At 62.0% G+C, this 15,156-nt stretch carries 17 protein-coding genes; 14 read left to right on the top strand and 3 right to left on the bottom strand.

The window, feature by feature from the left end; genetic code table 11:
- The 4 genes from ACILSL_RS22200 to carA form a co-directional block, all read left to right on the top strand.
- Positions 1 to 283 (top strand): hypothetical protein (locus ACILSL_RS22200; protein ID WP_395734256.1); only part of this gene is annotated, 283 nt, incomplete at its 5' end.
- A 79-nt stretch (positions 284 to 362) separates the two neighbouring features.
- Complete coding sequence (locus tag ACILSL_RS22195) at positions 363 to 1,490, top strand: class I tRNA ligase family protein (RefSeq protein WP_395734255.1); 1,128 nt, start codon at positions 363 to 365, stop codon at positions 1,488 to 1,490.
- Positions 1,491 to 1,536: 46 nt separating this feature from the next.
- On the top strand, positions 1,537 to 1,761 hold the full coding sequence (locus ACILSL_RS22190) for a hypothetical protein (protein ID WP_395734254.1): 225 nt from the start codon (positions 1,537 to 1,539) through the stop codon (positions 1,759 to 1,761).
- A 260-nt stretch (positions 1,762 to 2,021) separates the two neighbouring features.
- Entirely contained in the window at positions 2,022 to 3,188 is a 1,167-nt protein-coding gene (gene carA, locus ACILSL_RS22185) for a glutamine-hydrolyzing carbamoyl-phosphate synthase small subunit (RefSeq protein ID WP_395734253.1), read from the top strand.
- A 239-nt stretch (positions 3,189 to 3,427) separates the two neighbouring features.
- Here carA and ACILSL_RS22180 read toward each other — a convergent pair whose 3' ends face one another.
- A complete protein-coding gene (locus tag ACILSL_RS22180) occupies positions 3,428 to 4,225 on the bottom strand; it encodes a thymidylate synthase (RefSeq protein ID WP_395734252.1) in 798 nt (265 codons plus the stop codon).
- 125 nt (positions 4,226 to 4,350) lie between these two features.
- Between ACILSL_RS22180 and ACILSL_RS22175 the strand changes: the two genes are divergently transcribed.
- The 3 genes from ACILSL_RS22175 to lspA all read left to right on the top strand — a co-directional run bounded on the left by ACILSL_RS22175 (position 4,351) and on the right by lspA (position 6,583).
- Positions 4,351 to 4,755 (top strand): peptide chain release factor-like protein, encoded by a 405-nt coding sequence (locus ACILSL_RS22175; RefSeq protein WP_395734251.1) that lies wholly within the window; start codon positions 4,351 to 4,353, stop codon positions 4,753 to 4,755.
- A gap of 52 nt (positions 4,756 to 4,807) precedes the next feature.
- Positions 4,808 to 5,944 carry a galactitol-1-phosphate 5-dehydrogenase gene (locus tag ACILSL_RS22170; protein ID WP_395734250.1) on the top strand — a complete coding sequence of 379 codons (1,137 nt, stop codon included), beginning with the start codon at positions 4,808 to 4,810 and terminating at the stop codon, positions 5,942 to 5,944.
- A gap of 102 nt (positions 5,945 to 6,046) precedes the next feature.
- Positions 6,047 to 6,583 (top strand): signal peptidase II, encoded by a 537-nt coding sequence (lspA, locus tag ACILSL_RS22165; protein ID WP_395734249.1) that lies wholly within the window; start codon positions 6,047 to 6,049, stop codon positions 6,581 to 6,583.
- A 292-nt stretch (positions 6,584 to 6,875) separates the two neighbouring features.
- Here the strand turns inward: lspA and ACILSL_RS22160 are convergent, their stop codons facing one another.
- The gene (locus tag ACILSL_RS22160) at positions 6,876 to 7,943 is read right to left on the bottom strand and encodes a hypothetical protein (RefSeq protein WP_395734248.1); all 1,068 of its coding nucleotides are present in this window, start codon (positions 7,941 to 7,943) and stop codon (positions 6,876 to 6,878) included.
- 335 nt (positions 7,944 to 8,278) lie between these two features.
- On the opposite strand from ACILSL_RS22160, the gene ACILSL_RS22155 reads away from it, so the two are divergent.
- The 3 genes from ACILSL_RS22155 to ACILSL_RS22145 all read left to right on the top strand — a co-directional run bounded on the left by ACILSL_RS22155 (position 8,279) and on the right by ACILSL_RS22145 (position 10,261).
- A complete protein-coding gene (locus ACILSL_RS22155) occupies positions 8,279 to 8,977 on the top strand; it encodes a hypothetical protein (protein ID WP_395734247.1) in 699 nt (232 codons plus the stop codon).
- A gap of 103 nt (positions 8,978 to 9,080) precedes the next feature.
- On the top strand, positions 9,081 to 9,272 hold the full coding sequence (locus ACILSL_RS22150; RefSeq protein ID WP_395734246.1) for a hypothetical protein: 192 nt from the start codon (positions 9,081 to 9,083) through the stop codon (positions 9,270 to 9,272).
- Between the two features lie 77 nt (positions 9,273 to 9,349).
- Positions 9,350 to 10,261: a bifunctional riboflavin kinase/FAD synthetase gene (locus tag ACILSL_RS22145; RefSeq protein WP_395734245.1), complete on the top strand. Its 912-nt coding sequence runs from the start codon at positions 9,350 to 9,352 to the stop codon at positions 10,259 to 10,261.
- A gap of 21 nt (positions 10,262 to 10,282) precedes the next feature.
- Here ACILSL_RS22145 and ACILSL_RS22140 read toward each other — a convergent pair whose 3' ends face one another.
- Entirely contained in the window at positions 10,283 to 11,194 is a 912-nt protein-coding gene (locus ACILSL_RS22140) for a ThuA domain-containing protein (protein WP_395734244.1), read from the bottom strand.
- Positions 11,195 to 11,309: 115 nt separating this feature from the next.
- Between ACILSL_RS22140 and ACILSL_RS22135 the strand changes: the two genes are divergently transcribed.
- The 4 genes from ACILSL_RS22135 (at position 11,310) to ACILSL_RS22120 (ending at position 15,113) form a co-directional block, all read left to right on the top strand.
- The gene (locus tag ACILSL_RS22135; protein ID WP_395734243.1) at positions 11,310 to 12,572 is read left to right on the top strand and encodes a CNNM domain-containing protein; all 1,263 of its coding nucleotides are present in this window, start codon (positions 11,310 to 11,312) and stop codon (positions 12,570 to 12,572) included.
- Between the two features lie 15 nt (positions 12,573 to 12,587).
- Complete coding sequence (locus tag ACILSL_RS22130; RefSeq protein WP_395734242.1) at positions 12,588 to 13,526, top strand: CNNM domain-containing protein; 939 nt, start codon at positions 12,588 to 12,590, stop codon at positions 13,524 to 13,526.
- A 110-nt stretch (positions 13,527 to 13,636) separates the two neighbouring features.
- Positions 13,637 to 14,236, top strand: a complete 600-nt coding sequence (locus ACILSL_RS22125) for a non-canonical purine NTP pyrophosphatase (RefSeq protein WP_395734241.1) — start codon at positions 13,637 to 13,639, stop codon at positions 14,234 to 14,236.
- A 4-nt stretch (positions 14,237 to 14,240) separates the two neighbouring features.
- Positions 14,241 to 15,113, top strand: a complete 873-nt coding sequence (locus ACILSL_RS22120; protein ID WP_395734240.1) for a phosphodiester glycosidase family protein — start codon at positions 14,241 to 14,243, stop codon at positions 15,111 to 15,113.
- The last annotated feature ends 43 nt before the right edge of the window (positions 15,114 to 15,156 follow it).

Here is a 15,156-nt window from a genome sequence, read left to right as displayed (position 1 = left end):
CGGGCAAAACGTGTTCAGTTCCGGCAGCCTGGTCAGCATGATCAGCTACCTGGTCGGTCTGGTGCTGGGCTTTGTGGTCGTGGCTTATGCCATCATCTTTCCCGCGCTGAAGCTGACCCGCTACGCTTTGAACATTGCCCGTTTCACCCAGTCAGAGGCGTTCACCGATCTGGCGGCCGCACTCTCTGAGCAGCGGCGTTTCTGGCGGTTCCAAGGCATTGTGCTGATCGCGATTCTGGGCTTTGGGCTCCTGCTATTGATCTGGTCGCTGGCCGTGCGCTGAGTCCAGCGGCACCGCATTCCCCCGCAGGAACACTTGAATTGCAGGAGGAAGGGAGGCATGGGAATGGCGCGCCCAACCCATGAAGCCCTACTACATCACCACCGCCATCGACTACACCAACGCGCCGCCGCACATCGGCCACGCTTATGAGAAGGTGCTGGCAGACGTCATGGCCCGCTTCCAGCGGCTCAACGGGCGCGAGGTGTACTTCCTCACCGGCGTGGATCAGCACGGCCAGAAGGTGCAAAAGAGCGCCGAGAAGGCCGGACAGTCGCCCCAGGAGTTCGTGGATGGCGTCACGCAGCATTTCACCGCGCTGTGGGACAAGCTGAACGTGCGCTTCGACGGCTGGGCCGCGACCACGGACATCAAGCACAAGCGCGTGGTGCAGGCCATGCTGCAAAAGCTGCACGACTGCGGCCAGCTTTACAAAAAGAGCTACGCCGGATTCTACTCCGTGCGCCAGGAGCAGTTCCTCACCGACAAAGAACGCGGCCCCGACGGCAGCTTCGGCGAGGAGTGGGGCGAAGTGGTGGAGCTGCAGGAGGAAAACTGGTACTTCCGCCTCAGCGATCACGTGGAGTGGCTCAAAAACTACATCCGTGGCAATCCTGACTTCATCTATCCGCCGCACCGTGCCAACGACGTGCTCAACTCCCTCGAAGGCAACGCGCAGGACCTCTGCATCTCGCGCCCGCTGGAGCGCCTGAGCTGGGGCATTCCCCTGCCCTTTGACGAGAAATTCGTCAATTACGTGTGGTTTGACGCGCTGACGAACTACATCAGCTTCGCCGGTTATCTGGCAGATGAAGTGGGCAATGAAGGCATGCCCGATTTCAAGAAGCTCTGGCCTGCGGATGCCGAGATCATCGGCAAAGACATCCTGGTGCCCGCGCATGCCGTTTACTGGCCCATCATGCTGCACGCGCTCGGCTTCCCCGACGCGGAAATCCCCAAGCTCATCGTCCACGGCTGGTGGAATGTGAAGGGTGCCAAGATAAGCAAGAGCCTCGGCAACGTGATCGACCCCAACGTGCTCTCCACCACCTTCACGCCCGACGGCCTGCGCTACTACCTCATGCGCGACATCGCCACGGGCTACGATGCCGACTTCAGCGACGAGCGCATCATCATGTCCTACAACAAGGAGCTCGCCGGCGGCCTGGGCAACCTGCTCAACCGCTCCATCAACATGGCGCAGAAGTAGTACGAAACCCTTCTCCCTCGCCAAAGACCCTGAGCAGGCCGCCCGCTTGGACAGCGTGCTCTACCACCTGGCGGAGGCGCTCACGCACGTCACCGTGCTGCTCAATCCCATCATGCCCACCGCCATGGACACCGCCCGTGCCCAGATCGGCTGGACACTGCCGGACGGCTTCAAGGTGAGCGATTTGAAGTGGGGCCTGCTGCCCAGCGGCCACCAGCTCGGCGCCCCCGTGCCGCTGTTCCCACGGCTGGAGATCGCGGAGGAAAAGTGAGCAAACGCGCCGGCCCGTAGGTCGAGTGTGTTGGGCGTCGAAGTCGAGGGCGTTCGTACGCCGCAGAGCCTTGCCCTACGCTGACAGACGGGCGGGCTTCGCCACGGCCGTCCTACGAACACAGCAGCGCCCCCACTTTTCGCACCTTTTTACGCCTCTTTGCGGCCACTCCTCCGTCATTTGGCACCCGGGTTTCGTCATTCCTCCCCTTCTCCCTTGCACCCCCCGCCCTTCTGAGTATGACCACAGCAGCAACCTTGATGAAGAAAGCCCTCCTCGCCCTCGAAGACGGCCGGGTGTTTGAAGGCACGGCGTTCGGCGCCGATGCCACACACACCGGCGAAATCTGCTTTAACACCTCCATGAGCGGATATCAGGAGGTTCTCACCGATCCTTCCTATCGCGGTCAGATCGTGACCATGACGTATCCCATGATCGGGAACTACGGCGTGAACCCGCTCGACATGGAAAGCGATGCACCCCACGTGCGCGGTTTCGTCATCGAAGAACTCTGCGACGTGCCCAGCAACTGGCGCAGCACGCAGAGCCTCGATGCCTTCCTCAAGCAGTGGAACATCCCCGGCATCCAGGGTGTGGACACCCGCGCCCTGACCGCCCACCTGCGCACCCGCGGGGCCATGCGCGCCGTCATCACCACCGGCGTCACGGCTGAAGAAGCGGTGAAGCAGGCAGCCAGCAGCCCGCCCATGGAAGGCAGCGACTACGTCAAGGAAGTGACCACCAAGGCCCCCTACCTCTGGGACCCCGAAGGCACGGAAAGCGGCGACTGGGACATCCCCAGCCCTTCCCAGAACCGCGAACCCGGTGCCGATGGCGTCGTGCGTCACCCGCTTCCTGAAGCGAAGCACCACATCGTGGCCTATGACTTCGGTGTGAAGCGCAACATCCTGCGCCGCCTGCGCCAGCATGGCTTCCGCGTGGACGTCGTCCCCGCCACCACCAGCGCCAAGGACGTGCTGGCCAGGAACCCTGACGGCATCTTCCTCTCCAATGGCCCGGGAGATCCCGCCGCGCTCGACTACATCCACCAGGAAGTGAAGCAGCTCATTGGCAAAAAGCCCATCTTCGCCATCTGCCTCGGCCACCAGATCCTCGGCCACGCCTACGGCGGCAAGACCTTCAAGCTCAAGTTCGGTCATCGCGGCGGCAATCAGCCCGTGAAGGACCTGCGCAATGGCAAGGTGTCCATCACCAGCCAGAACCACGGCTTCGCCATCGATCCCTCCTCCCTGCCCGGCAACGTCGAGGTGACCCACATCAACCTCAACGACGGCACCGTGGAAGGCATGCGCCACCGCGAGGCCCCCGTGCTCAGCGTTCAATACCACCCCGAAGCCGCCCCCGGCCCGCATGACGCGAAGTACTTCTTCGCCGAATTCGCCCGGATGATCGAGACGGGAAGGTAGGAAGCTACGTTGTCAAAGCAGGATCCAAATTGTGCCGCAGCCATCGCGCTGCGGCATTTTTTTGCCGTCTTACTTTTCCTTCAGCCGCTCGATCCTCCTGCGGCTGCCCCATTGCCGGGGGCGTGTTGTAGAAGAGATCATGCTGATCTCCGGCCCAACCGGCCCCGCATAGAAAACGCGGAGCATCTGCTGCTTGCGGAGCGCTGCTACATCAATTCCGCGCTCCAAACATGCCCCCTCTACACCGCGATCTCCGCTTTGATCGCCGGATGGGGATCATACCCTTCCAGCGTGAAGTCTTCGTATTGGAAGGCGTCGATTTCCTTCACGTCAGGATTCAGCTTCATCACGGGCAGCGCACGGCATTCGCGGGTGAGCTGGAGTTTGGCCTGGTCGATGTGGTTCTTGTAGAGGTGCAGATCGCCGAAGGTGTGGACGAATTCGCCGGGCTGGAGGTCGCAGACCTGGGCCACCATCATCGTGAGCAGGGCGTAGCTGGCGATGTTGAAGGGCACACCGAGGAAGAGATCCGCACTGCGCTGGTAGAGCTGGCAGCTCACGCGACCGCGATCCACGAAGAACTGAAACAGGCAGTGGCAGGGTGGCAGCGCCATCTTGTCGATGTGCGGCACGTTCCACGCGCTGACGATGTGACGGCGGCTGTAGGGATTCGTTTTGATGCCTTGGATGAGACTGGCGATCTGGTCGTGCGTCTCCGCTTCGGGGGAGCCCTGCCAGCGCCGCCACTGCGCGCCATAGACGGGGCCGAGGTCGCCGTTTTCGTCCGCCCATTCGTCCCAGATGGTGACCTTGTTGTCGCGCAGGTATTTGACGTTCGTGTCGCCCTTCAGGAACCACAGCAGCTCATGAATGATGGAGCGCAGGTGCAGCTTCTTGGTGGTGACGAGCGGGAAGGTGGTGCTGAGATCGTAGCGGCTCTGCTCGCCAAACACGGAGTACGCCCCCGTGCCGGTGCGGTCCTCACGGTAGCTTCCGTGTTCGAGCACTTTGCGCAGCAGGCGGTGGTATTCTTCCATCGCCAAGCCATAGCGGGGCGGGCGGGAAGTGCAATTTTTTAGGAGCCGCTGATGTGGGACCCTTCGTCATTCGGATTTCGTCATTCGTCATTTGAACCTTCCCTTCCCTGCCCCGATGTTCCACCATGGCCGATCTGCCTGATGACCCCGCGCTGCGCACCCGCATGCAGAAACTCCGCATTCGTGAGGAGGATCTGGAGGAGTCGTTCATTCGCGGCGGCGGCGCGGGCGGCCAGAAGATCAACAAGACCAGTTCCACCGTGGTGCTGCGCCACCTCCCCAGCGGCCTGGAGGTGCGCTGCCAGCGCGAGCGCTCGCAGTCGCAGAACCGCCTCATCGCCCGGCAGGAGCTGTGCGACCGCCTGGAGGCCGCCTTCAAGACGGCGCAGATGGAAATCCAGAACGACCGCGAAAAAGTCCGCCGCCAGACCCGCGCCCGCCCCCGGGGCCTGAAGCGCCGCTACGTGGCGGGAAAGAGACACCGCGCCGGAATCAAGGAAGGGCGTGGCAAAGTGGGTGACGGCGACTGATCTGCGAACGTCCTTGCCTCCCGCCCCTCCCGAGGCATGATCCGCGCTCCCCATGAAAGCGCTCGTCCTTACCGCCCCCTCCGAGTTCAACTACGACCTCGAATTCCCTGAACCCACCGCAGCCGCCGGCGAAGTCCTCGTCAAGATCGCCGCCTGCGGCATCTGCGGCAGCGACATCCACGGCATGGACGGCCGCAGCGGCCGCCGCCAGATGCCCATCGTCATGGGCCATGAAGCCGCCGGCGAAATCGTCGCCGTGGGCGAAGGCGTGACCGACTGGAACCTCGGCGACCGCGTGACCTTTGACTCCACCGAATACTGCGGCGAGTGCGAGGAGTGCAAAGCCGGATTCGTCAATCTCTGCCCAAACCGCCGCGTGCTCGGCGTGTCCCCTGGCGAGTACCGCCGCCATGGCTGCTTCGCGGAAAAGATCGCCCTGCCAACCCGCATCCTCTACCGTATCCCGGACGATCTCTCCTATGAGAAGGCCGCCTTTGCCGAGCCTGTGTCCATCGCCCTGCATGCGGTGAATCTGGCCGATGGCATCGAAGTGGGCGAAGCCTTCCAAGACGCCCACCATGAAGGCTGCGGCCATGACTGCGAACACAACCACGGAGCCGAAGTCGAAGACGACAAGGACGAAGGCGTTGGCGGCACCGCTGTCGTGGTCGGCGCAGGCTTGATCGGTCTGCTCGTCGTGCAGGCGCTGAAGGCACGCGGCTGGGAAAAGGTGATCGCCGTGGATCTCGATGACAGCCGTCTGGAACTCGCCCGCAAGCTGGGCGCCGAAGAAACCTTCAACGCCAAGCAGGAAGGCCTGGCCATGCACATCCGCCAGATCTGCGGTGGCGACGGCGCTGACGCCAGCTTTGAAGTCGTGGGCGCCGGCGCGCCTCTCGATCTCGCGATCCGCAGCGTGCGCAAAGGCGGGCAGGTGGTGCTGATCGGCAACCTGCAGCCCAACACCCCCTTCCCGCTTCAGGAAGTCGTCACCCGCCAGCTCACCATCAAGGGCTCCTGCTCCTGCGCTGGCGAGTACCCCGAAGCCATCCGCCGCATTCAAGACGGCAGCATCCAGGTGGAGCCCCTGCTCAGCGCCGTGGCCCCGCTGGCTGAAGGCGCCGGCTGGTTCAAGCGCCTTTATGATAACAAGGAAGGCCTGCTCAAGGTCGTTCTTCAGCCCGCGTGATTGCTGCGCCAGTGACGAATGCAGAATGACGAATGTCGAATGGAGCCAAGAGGCACCCATCGCATCCGCCCTTCTGACATTCGGCATTCATCATTCCTCCTCATGATCCGCCTCTTCCTGCTCCTTTCGCTGCCTTTGTACATCCTCGACCAGTTCTCCAAGAGCTGGATCGTGCAGCATTTCAAACTCTACGAAACCGAGCAGGAGGTCATCCCCGGCGTCTTCTGGCTGCACCACGCCTCCAACACCGGCGTGGCCTTTGGCATGTTCAACGGCACGCAGTATGCAAACTACGCCTTCGCCGCCGTGTCGCTGGCCGCGCTCGTGTTCATCTACGTGATGCATGGCAAGGGCCTGTTTCCCGGCAAGCTGAGCCGCCTCTCCGTGGCGCTGCTGGTCTCCGGCATCTTCGGCAATCTCACCGACCGCCTCTTCCGCAACCACGATGGCGGCAAGCTTTTCGACGGCACCTTCTTCGACGGCTACGTCGTGGACTTCCTGCGCTTCGACTTCGGCTTCTGGCCCTTCCATCCGTGGCCCTCCTTCAATGTGGCGGATTCCTGCGTCGTGTGCGCTGCCGTCTTGCTGGCACTGGCCTCGTTCTTTGAAACGCCGACGCCGCCAGTGAAGAAGGCGTAGCCGGGGTGGCCGGAAGGTCTCCAAGAGTAGCACGGGCAATTAAAAACAGGTCTGTGTGCTGGGCGCAGCGGGCTCAGGGCGTAGGTCGGTCGTGTTTGGCGTCGAGCGCATGTCCATCGGCTGCCGTCCCCTGCGCCAAACCGCCCGACTGCGAGGACGTTCCTACGCCGGGGTGCGTTGCCATACGCTCATAGACGGGCGGGCTTCGCCACGACCGTCCTACGTCATCATACCCACCTCTTCTCGCGAAGAGCGGTTTGACTTCAGGGCTCGTTTTCAACTGTGTGTGGTATCACTCCTTCGGCACCTCCGACCAGCGGTAGATGCCGTCAAACCAAGACAGGCTGCCAGGCGGAGTCGCTTTGCGTTTCGTCTCCACCCATAGGAAGCTGCCTTTGCGCTTGAGCGTGATGCTGACCTCCTTGGCGGCTTCCGGCACATCCGTTTCGATGAAGACGGCGGCAGCGGTGGTCTCGTCATTTTTGGAGGTCACCGACTCAGGCGGTATTTGCCCCGCAAGGTCTGCCCCCTGATTTTCATTCACCCGCGTGCAGTTCAGGTTCACCCGCAGCTTGCCGTCTTTCGCACGGCGGATGCTCACGTGCCCGCCAAAGCCGTCGTCATACTCGCCATCCCAGGAGGAGCTCTTCAGCACCGGCGGCTGCTGCATGAAGCCATAGCCTGCCGCCGTGGCTTGGGCGTGCTTGAGCCAGTAATTGACATCCTTCTCCGGCGTGGCCGCGTCTTTGCCCGCGCCCGCCGCAGACGGCGGTCCAGGCTTCGCCTTCGCAGGCTCCGGGGGCTGATAGGCGATTCTCATCCAGCGGCCCAGCAGCGCCGGCCAGCGTGCCTTCCAGTCTGCCGGCACCGTCTTGTCCGCACCGGACGCGGAGTGTGCAGCCTCCTTCAAGGTCACGCCCAGCCGTTCATCCGCCGCCTGGGATTCCTTGCGGGCCAGTTGCAGCCGCTTCTCATCACTCACACGGCGGTAGATGCCGAGGATGCCGGGGTCCTGCGGCATCTTCTGCCCCGGCTTGAACAGGATCTCCATTTTTGATTCCCCGCCCTTGGCGATGAAATACGATCCGCGGTCCTGCCCCTCATCCACCAGGGCGGCAAAGGTGAGCAGGTTGTCTTTGCGGTTCCCCTGCCCTGTCCACATGCCGGTCGATCCCGGCTCCGAGGCCCAGCGCATGATCACCTCCACGCCTGTGGCGGAAGTCTGCCGCAGCGTCAGGTAGCGCATGCTTTCCTCGTCATAGAAATAAGTCGTGGTCAGCGGCTCAGCACCACGTCCGCACGCAGCCAGGAGGAAGAAGGCCAGAACCGATGTCCGGAGAGGGCTGCGGGCATGTTTCATGAGTGCCCATTCTCGAGAGGACGCGCTCTTCACGCAAGAATTAGAAAAGAGTGATTTTTCGGCTACTCTATAATGATCGTATTTTATGACGAAATGAATAAAGAAGACCGTTTTTGGTTCATTTCTGGGTTTAGCGTGAGTTTAAAACCTCCCCTTCTCGGTTATGCGAGCGTTTTTCCCGTGATGCAGTTCATTGTAAATGAGCCTTTTGTATAGAATCTATACAGATTAGTTTATCAAATTTACAAATATTTGAGTAATTTCTGATATGATTGTTGCATCCTCTATAATTTCTGCTATAAATACTAGCAGAAACAAGAGCCACACACGCAGCCATGAAAACACTCATCCGCCTCGCACTCACCGTCAGCCTCCTCGCCATCGCTTCCGCCGCGAACGCTCAGAACGGTTACTCTGCCGCCGGTTACTATGCCGCCCCTCAGGCACAGGCTGCTTACGCTCAGGAACAGGCCAATGCGCAGGCTTGGGCCGCTTGGAACGCTCAGCAGCAGGCGAATGCAGCCGGCTGGGCCCGCTACTACGCTGACCAAGCCGCCGCTCAGGCCGCCGCCAAGCAGGCTGCAGCTCAGCGCGCCGCCGCTCCCCGCGCTGCCGTTGGCAATTCTCAGATCCGCTTTGACGGCCGCTTCGCTTCCGTCGGTCAGACCGCTCCTCAGGCCCTTCAGTTCGCTGTCTACGCTGCCAACACCCTCCAGAACAAGCCCTACGTGCTCGGTGGCGGCCATCGCAACATTGAGGACAGCGCTTATGACTGCAGCAGCAGCACTTCTTACGTCCTCATGAAGGCAGGATTGCTGAACCGCTGCCTGTCCAGCAAGGAGTTCGCCAACTATGGCCAGGCTGGCGTGGGCCGCTTCATCACCATCTGGGTCAAGCCTGGTGAGCATGTTTTCATCACCATCTGCGGTCTTCGCATGGACACCTCCGGCCAGGTCACGGGCGAAGGTCCCCGCTGGCGCGTCCAGGGCCGCAACTATGCTGGCTTCAGCCCTCGCCATCCTGTTGGCTTTTAATTCTCATTTTTGTGACTCGATTATCACACTCGTAAGCAAAGCTTCATTCAAATCTGAATCGCACCGCCTAAAACCCCTCGAAAATCTCAAATCTACGAATCATATGAAAACGAACACCACCTCCTCCACCGCCTCCAACAAAGAAATCACCCTCGGCTGGAACTCGATGCCTGCTTACGGTGAAGTGATGAACCGCGTCATCGGCACCGCCCACACCGACGTGGAGAGCAGCATCAGCCTCGGCAAGAAGAGCGTCCTGAAGACCTTCTGGAGCGCCCTGAGCAACATCAAGTAAGCCGCAGGCAGGGCTGTGTGAGACGCCCTTCACCTTGCGCTCTGCATGGCCGCTGGTATGGCTCACTGCTCCAACGCATGCAGGTTCTTCGCTCCATCGACGCCCTTTCCACCCTTCCCGGTCCTCTCGCCCTTGCCGTGGGCGTTTTTGATGGAATCCACCTCGGGCACCAGGAGGTCATCCGTGCGGCCCAGGAGCACGCCACGCAGCACCACGGCACGGCGGTCGTCGTGACTTTCGATCCGCACCCGATGCAGGTGCTGCGCCCCGGCTCCGCCCCCAAACTCCTCTGCGGTCCGCGCCATCAGCGCCTCATTCTCGCCCAAACGGGTATCTCCTGCCTGCTGGCCTGCCCCTTCACCGCCGAGACCGCCAAAACGCCCGCACGCGATTTCATCCAGCAGTTTGTGCGCGCCGCCCGCCCGCTGGGCTGCGTCTCCGTCGGATACACCTGGAGCTTTGGTCACGGGCGCGAAGGCAACATCCACCTGCTCATGGAAATGGGGCAGGAGCATGACTTCGCCGTGTATGGCGTGCCGCCTTTGAAGATCGACTCGGAAGTCGTCAGCAGCACCCTGATCCGTGAGGCGGTTTCGAAGGGGAATTTCCTCAAAGCCGCCACGCTTCTCGGGCGCGAGTACTCCGTCTTTGGCACCGTGGTCGAAGGCCGGAAACTCGGCCGCCAGCTCGGCTTCCCCACCGCGAACGTGGAGGTGGAAAACGAGCAGCTCCCGCCGCTCGGCGTTTATGCCGTGGAGGCCCGTCTTGATGAGCAATGGCTCCCGGGCGTGGCCAATCTCGGTCGCCGGCCCACCGTGGCCGCAGATGCCGAGCCCTCCCTCGAGGTCCACCTGCTCGATTGGAGCGGCGACCTCTATGGCAAAGACCTGGAGGTGCGCTTCACCCGCCACCTGCGCGACGAGATGAAATTCAGCAGCCTGGACGAGCTCAAAGCGCAGATCGCGCGAGATATTCTGGCAGCCAGGTAGGCCGGTTGCGGCGCAACCGGACTACTTGGCCTTCGGCTTCGGCGCTTCCTGCTTCGGATGACCTTCCAGCTTCACCACGCTGACGGCGGTTTCAGTCGGGAAATCCGCAGGCACGGCGGCTGTGCGCTCCACCTTGCCGGTGGCCGCCCATTCGGTGCCGCGTTGGAGGAGGGTGTAGAAGCCACGATCCAGCATCGAATAGTCCGCATGGCCCAGCGTGGTGTGAAACACCCGGCCTTTTTGGTAGCCGAGCACCAGGTTGTTCGGCTCGCTCACGGTGGTGAGGTCAGACACCGCCGTGGTCAGCACCTCCACATTTTCGGCAGGGCCGCGCAGCTTGCTGTAGAGCTCGTCCTTCGCGTGCAGCCAACGCTTGGGAAGGCCCTTGGTGATAGGGTGCTCGGAGTTCTGAATTTCGACGATGAACTCGTGCTGCGGGCCATGAGCGCCGCCATTCCCCGCCACGGTGTCGCGGAAGAGTTTGCCGTCCTTCACATAGAGCCAGGGGCCGGACTTTTCATTACGACCGCCCCAGCCGCCGACACCGATCATGTCATTGTATTCCTTCCATTCGGGGAAGGAGTTGTTTGCCGCATGAATCGAAACAAAGCCGCCGCCGTCAGCCACGTACTTCGTGAAGGCATCACGCACATTCTGCGGCCAGGGCTCGCCGTTGTAGTTGCTCACCACCGCAGCGTAATCGGTGAACATGGGCTTCCAGGCATGCCAGGCTTCCTTGGGCGATCCTTTGGGCGGTGTGGTGGTGACCTCGACGGTGAAGGCACCGCTGCTCTCCAGTGCATTGCGCAGCACGGGCGTGGTGATGTCCCACTTGTGATTGTTCTGACCGTCCACGATGAGGACTTTCAGTTTGTCGGCAGCCTGCAGGCCGGCCGCGGCACACAGGAGGAAGGTGAGAAGGAGTGAGCGCATGGTTGAGCCGTTGCTATCAGTACGTTACAATTTTGGCAAGAACGAACATTCGGAACACTTCGTAATTCATCTTGACCCTCGGTGCTGCCACCACCCACACTGAGAGTGTCCTTCAATGCCCCTGTTTGTTGCCTTCCTTCTTTATTTCGCGCTGCTCCTGCTGCTCGCGGTCATCTCTGCTGCGGAAACAGCCATCCACAGCGCGCGCGATGTCGAAGCGCAGCTGCATGCCGCCGGTGAAGGAGCTGTGGCGCGGAGGCTGCGCGCCATCACCGCCAATCCCTTTGCGCAGCTGCACCACACGCTGCTGCTTTCTGCGGCGCTGAACCTCGCCCTCGCCGCGCTTGGCCTGTGGATTGTCACCGGGCCTTTGTGGGCTGCGGGGTGGAATGTGTGGCTCACATCATCCATCATATTCTTGGCAACGGTCCTGCTAGGAGACATGGCTCCCAAATTTTTTGCCGCTCGCAATCCCTCCGTGGTTTTGCTCGGCAGCCTGCGTTTGCTGCACCCGCTGCGCAACGTGATCGACCCCCTCGCCCTGCTCGTCGACCGCACCACGGATGCGCTGCTGCAAAAATTCGTCACCCGGCACATCAAGACTCGCATGCCCGTGACGCGGGATGAATTCGAAACGCTGGTGGAAATGCGCCAGGAGCAGGGCCTGCTGGACAGCGATGACAGCGCCATGATCCATGAAGCGCTCGACATCGAATCCCTCACCGTGCGCGACTGCATGATCCCGCGCGTGGACCTCGCGCTCATGAGCAGCGAGGACTCACCGCAAAAGACGACCGCCATCCTGGAAAAATGCGTCGGTCGTTTTGTCGTTGTCTACGGTGAGACGCCCGACTCCGTCGAAGGCGTGCTGGACACCAGCGCATGGAAGCTCGCGAACCGTCCGGACTGGCGCACGCTCCTGCGCACGCCGGCCTTTGTGCCGGAGACCATGCCGGTGCTCGAAGCCCTGGAGCACCATCTGCAGCGTGACGAACAGCCGGTGCTCATCGCCGATGAGTACGGCGGCCTTGAAGGCATGATCACCCGCCGTGAGATCGCCGACTGGCTGCTGTACGAAGCCGCGCCCTGGCATGGTGAAACCTCGGAGATTCGCGATCTCGGCGGCGGTCGTTTTCTGCTGGATGGCGGCACGAGGCTCGATCACCTCAAAAAAGAATTCGAGATCGATCTCATGGCTGACGGCATCGACACCATCGGCGGTCTTGTTTTCAACCACCTCGGCCACGTGCCCAAGCCCGGTGAACGCATCTCACACGACGATGCGGACATCAAGGTGCGCCGCATCGTGCGTGCCCGCATTCAGGAGGTGGAGCTCCGCCTCAAACTCAAACCAGCGGACGAATCCAGCGCCAGCTAATTGCATCCCTCCCCCATGACCTGGCTCCTGCTCCTCCTCCTCTGCCTCGCTCTTTCCTTCATGTTCTCCGGCCTGGAGAGCGCAGTGATGGCCGTCAGCCGTGTCCGTGTGCGCCATGCAGCCAGTGCGGGCGACCGCCGCGCACGCGGCCTGCTGCCGCTGCTGGAAGACCGCGATGCCCTGATCGGCTGCATCACCGTGGCCAATCACCTCACCAATCTCGCGGCCTTCCTGCTCGTCGCTTTTCCCATCATCCACCATGCGACTCTGTGGGGCTACGTGCTGGGCTTCTCGCTCGCGCTGCCCGTTTTCCTCATCGGCCTGGAAGTGATGCCCAAGAAGCTCTTTCGCAGCTATCCCTTCCGCTCCATACGCAGTGTGTCGCCGCTGGTGCATCTCGTCGGTCTGGCGCGTCCTCTATTTCGTGTGGTGACCGGCAAAAAAAACACCGACACCAGCGAAGTCCCCAGCGAAGCGCGCCAGACACGCGGGCGCGACGACCTGAAGGCGCTGGCGCAGGAACTCGCCGCCCAGCATCAGCTTTCTCCGAATGCCGTGCATCTCATCGGGCGCGTGCTCGACTACAAGAAGCTGCGCACCGCCGACATCATGCAGCCGCTGGCACGCAGCATGGCCCTCGCCTCTGAGATCCCGCTCAGCACGGCCTTGATTGTGGCCCGCGAGCAAAACTGCACGCTGCTCCCGGTGCTCGGAGACAATGGCAGCTTCATCGGCCTGCTCGACACCACCGACCTCCCCGCCGTCATCCCTCCGGACCGCCTGGTGCGCCACCACATGCGCACGCTGGATGCCGTGCCCGCCAGCCTGCCCGCCCTGCACACCCTGCAGCGCATGCGCAAATCCGGCCGCCGCCTCGCCATCGTGGTGGATGAAAAGCAGGCGCCCCTCGGCCTGATCACGGAAGAGCAGCTGCTGAAGCCGCTGATGCATTGAGGAACTGATTTATGATTTACGATTTATGATTTATGATTTCGCGGGACGGCCGGGACGCTTTGCGAAATCGGCCACTCCCAAATCATAAATCGTAAAATCATAAATCATAAATGGCTTCCAAGCTCGTCTTCGCCACCTCCAACGCCCACAAGACTGAAGAAGTCGCCGCCATCCTCGGAGAGAAATGGCAGGTCGAAGATCTCCGCGCCCATCCCACGGTCATGCTCGATGAAGAAACGGGCGACACGTTTGAAGCCAACGCCATCATCAAAGCCGTGAGCGGCAGCCGTGGTGCTCCCGGCCTGCTGGTGCTGGCGGATGATTCCGGCCTGGAGGTGGATGTGCTGGGCGGCGCGCCCGGTGTGCGCAGCGCACGCTATGCGGGAGAAACCGCCAATGCCGCAGACAACCGCGCGAAACTGAAAACCGAACTCGTCAAACAGCCGCAGGACATCCGCTTCAGCGGGCGCTTCCGCTGCTGCATGGTTCTCGCGCGTGATGGCGAAGTGCTGCACGTCACCCACGGCAGCGTCGAAGGCCGCCTGCTCACGGAAGAAGTGGGCGCGGGAGGCTTCGGCTATGACGCGCTCTTCATTCCCGATGGTTTCACAGAGACTTTTGGTGTGCTTCCTGCCGAAACCAAGAACCAGCTCAGCCATCGTGCGCGCGCCCTCGCGGCAATGAAGGAACAACTCGCCTCACTGGCCTGAGCTTATGCGCCCGCTGATCTTCATCCTCACCCTGGCATTGGCAGGCTGCACCACGCCGCAACCGCCTGCACCAGTCACAGCAGAGTCAGGGCCTGCGCCTCTCGTCCCGCCCTACCCTTCGGCGGAGCAGGCAGCCGCGCAGCCTCCGGCCAAGCCGTCCCCGGCAGCGAGCTGGACCGCCATCTCCGATTTCAACGGGCAGCCGCTCGTCGGTGGTGCCTCGGTGATCGAATACAAGATCGGTCGCGAGCGCCATTCATTCCAGGTGCAGGTCGTGGTCTTCGACGACCGCCAGTTTGATCTCAAGGTCATCGACCAGCCTGAAGACTGGTCCGGCGGCAACCGCCTCACCGACTGCATGCGCGGCGCCGCAGCCGTGGCCGGCGTGAACGGCGGTTTCTTCACGCCTGAATTCAAGCCCATGGGCCTCATGATCGCCGGTGGCAAGCGCACCGGCACCTGGCAGACGGGTCCGCTGCTCACGGGTGCCGTCGTGGTCACTTCCCAGCCCCGGCTGCTGTGGAATGCGGATGTGAACCCGGAAGGTGCCAGCGAACTCCTGCAGGCAGGCCCGCGTCTCGTCGATGGCGGTCAGGCTGTGGCAGGACTCGATGCTAAGAAGCGCAGCACCCGCACCTTCATCGCCAATGACGGCGGCAACCAGTGGTGCCTGGGCCTCGTGCACGACATCACCCTCAGCGAGCTTGCCGAGCTGCTCACCACGCCCGGTGTCATGCCCGCATTCACGGTGAACCGCGCGCTCAATCTCGACGGCGGCCGTTCCTCCGCCCTCTACTACCGCACCAACGACGGCCGCGAACACACCCATCCCGGCTGGAGCACGGTGCGGAATTATCTGGGCATCGTGCCGAAGTGAGGGGCTGAGCTGACAGAAGTTGACGGCTGATGCCAATGGTTGA

Source organism: Prosthecobacter sp. (assembly GCF_044222345.1).
Lineage (GTDB): Bacteria > Verrucomicrobiota > Verrucomicrobiia > Verrucomicrobiales > Verrucomicrobiaceae > Prosthecobacter.
This window is presented reverse-complemented; position numbering and strand designations above follow the sequence as displayed.

What these genes read in the sequence shown, in the direction of transcription:
- ACILSL_RS22195 (WP_395734255.1), top strand. Translation starts at nt 363, where the DNA reads ATGAAGCCCTACTACATCACCACCGCCATCGACTACACCAACGCGCCG.
- carA (WP_395734253.1), top strand. Translation starts at nt 2,022, where the DNA reads ATGAAGAAAGCCCTCCTCGCCCTCGAAGACGGCCGGGTGTTTGAAGGC.
- ACILSL_RS22180 (WP_395734252.1), bottom strand. Translation starts at nt 4,225, where the DNA reads ATGGAAGAATACCACCGCCTGCTGCGCAAAGTGCTCGAACACGGAAGC.
- ACILSL_RS22175 (WP_395734251.1), top strand. Translation starts at nt 4,351, where the DNA reads ATGGCCGATCTGCCTGATGACCCCGCGCTGCGCACCCGCATGCAGAAA.
- ACILSL_RS22170 (WP_395734250.1), top strand. Translation starts at nt 4,808, where the DNA reads ATGAAAGCGCTCGTCCTTACCGCCCCCTCCGAGTTCAACTACGACCTC.
- lspA (WP_395734249.1), top strand. Translation starts at nt 6,047, where the DNA reads ATGATCCGCCTCTTCCTGCTCCTTTCGCTGCCTTTGTACATCCTCGAC.
- ACILSL_RS22160 (WP_395734248.1), bottom strand. Translation starts at nt 7,943, where the DNA reads ATGAAACATGCCCGCAGCCCTCTCCGGACATCGGTTCTGGCCTTCTTC.
- ACILSL_RS22155 (WP_395734247.1), top strand. Translation starts at nt 8,279, where the DNA reads ATGAAAACACTCATCCGCCTCGCACTCACCGTCAGCCTCCTCGCCATC.
- ACILSL_RS22150 (WP_395734246.1), top strand. Translation starts at nt 9,081, where the DNA reads ATGAAAACGAACACCACCTCCTCCACCGCCTCCAACAAAGAAATCACC.
- ACILSL_RS22145 (WP_395734245.1), top strand. Translation starts at nt 9,350, where the DNA reads ATGCAGGTTCTTCGCTCCATCGACGCCCTTTCCACCCTTCCCGGTCCT.
- ACILSL_RS22140 (WP_395734244.1), bottom strand. Translation starts at nt 11,194, where the DNA reads ATGCGCTCACTCCTTCTCACCTTCCTCCTGTGTGCCGCGGCCGGCCTG.
- ACILSL_RS22135 (WP_395734243.1), top strand. Translation starts at nt 11,310, where the DNA reads ATGCCCCTGTTTGTTGCCTTCCTTCTTTATTTCGCGCTGCTCCTGCTG.
- ACILSL_RS22130 (WP_395734242.1), top strand. Translation starts at nt 12,588, where the DNA reads ATGACCTGGCTCCTGCTCCTCCTCCTCTGCCTCGCTCTTTCCTTCATG.
- ACILSL_RS22125 (WP_395734241.1), top strand. Translation starts at nt 13,637, where the DNA reads ATGGCTTCCAAGCTCGTCTTCGCCACCTCCAACGCCCACAAGACTGAA.
- ACILSL_RS22120 (WP_395734240.1), top strand. Translation starts at nt 14,241, where the DNA reads ATGCGCCCGCTGATCTTCATCCTCACCCTGGCATTGGCAGGCTGCACC.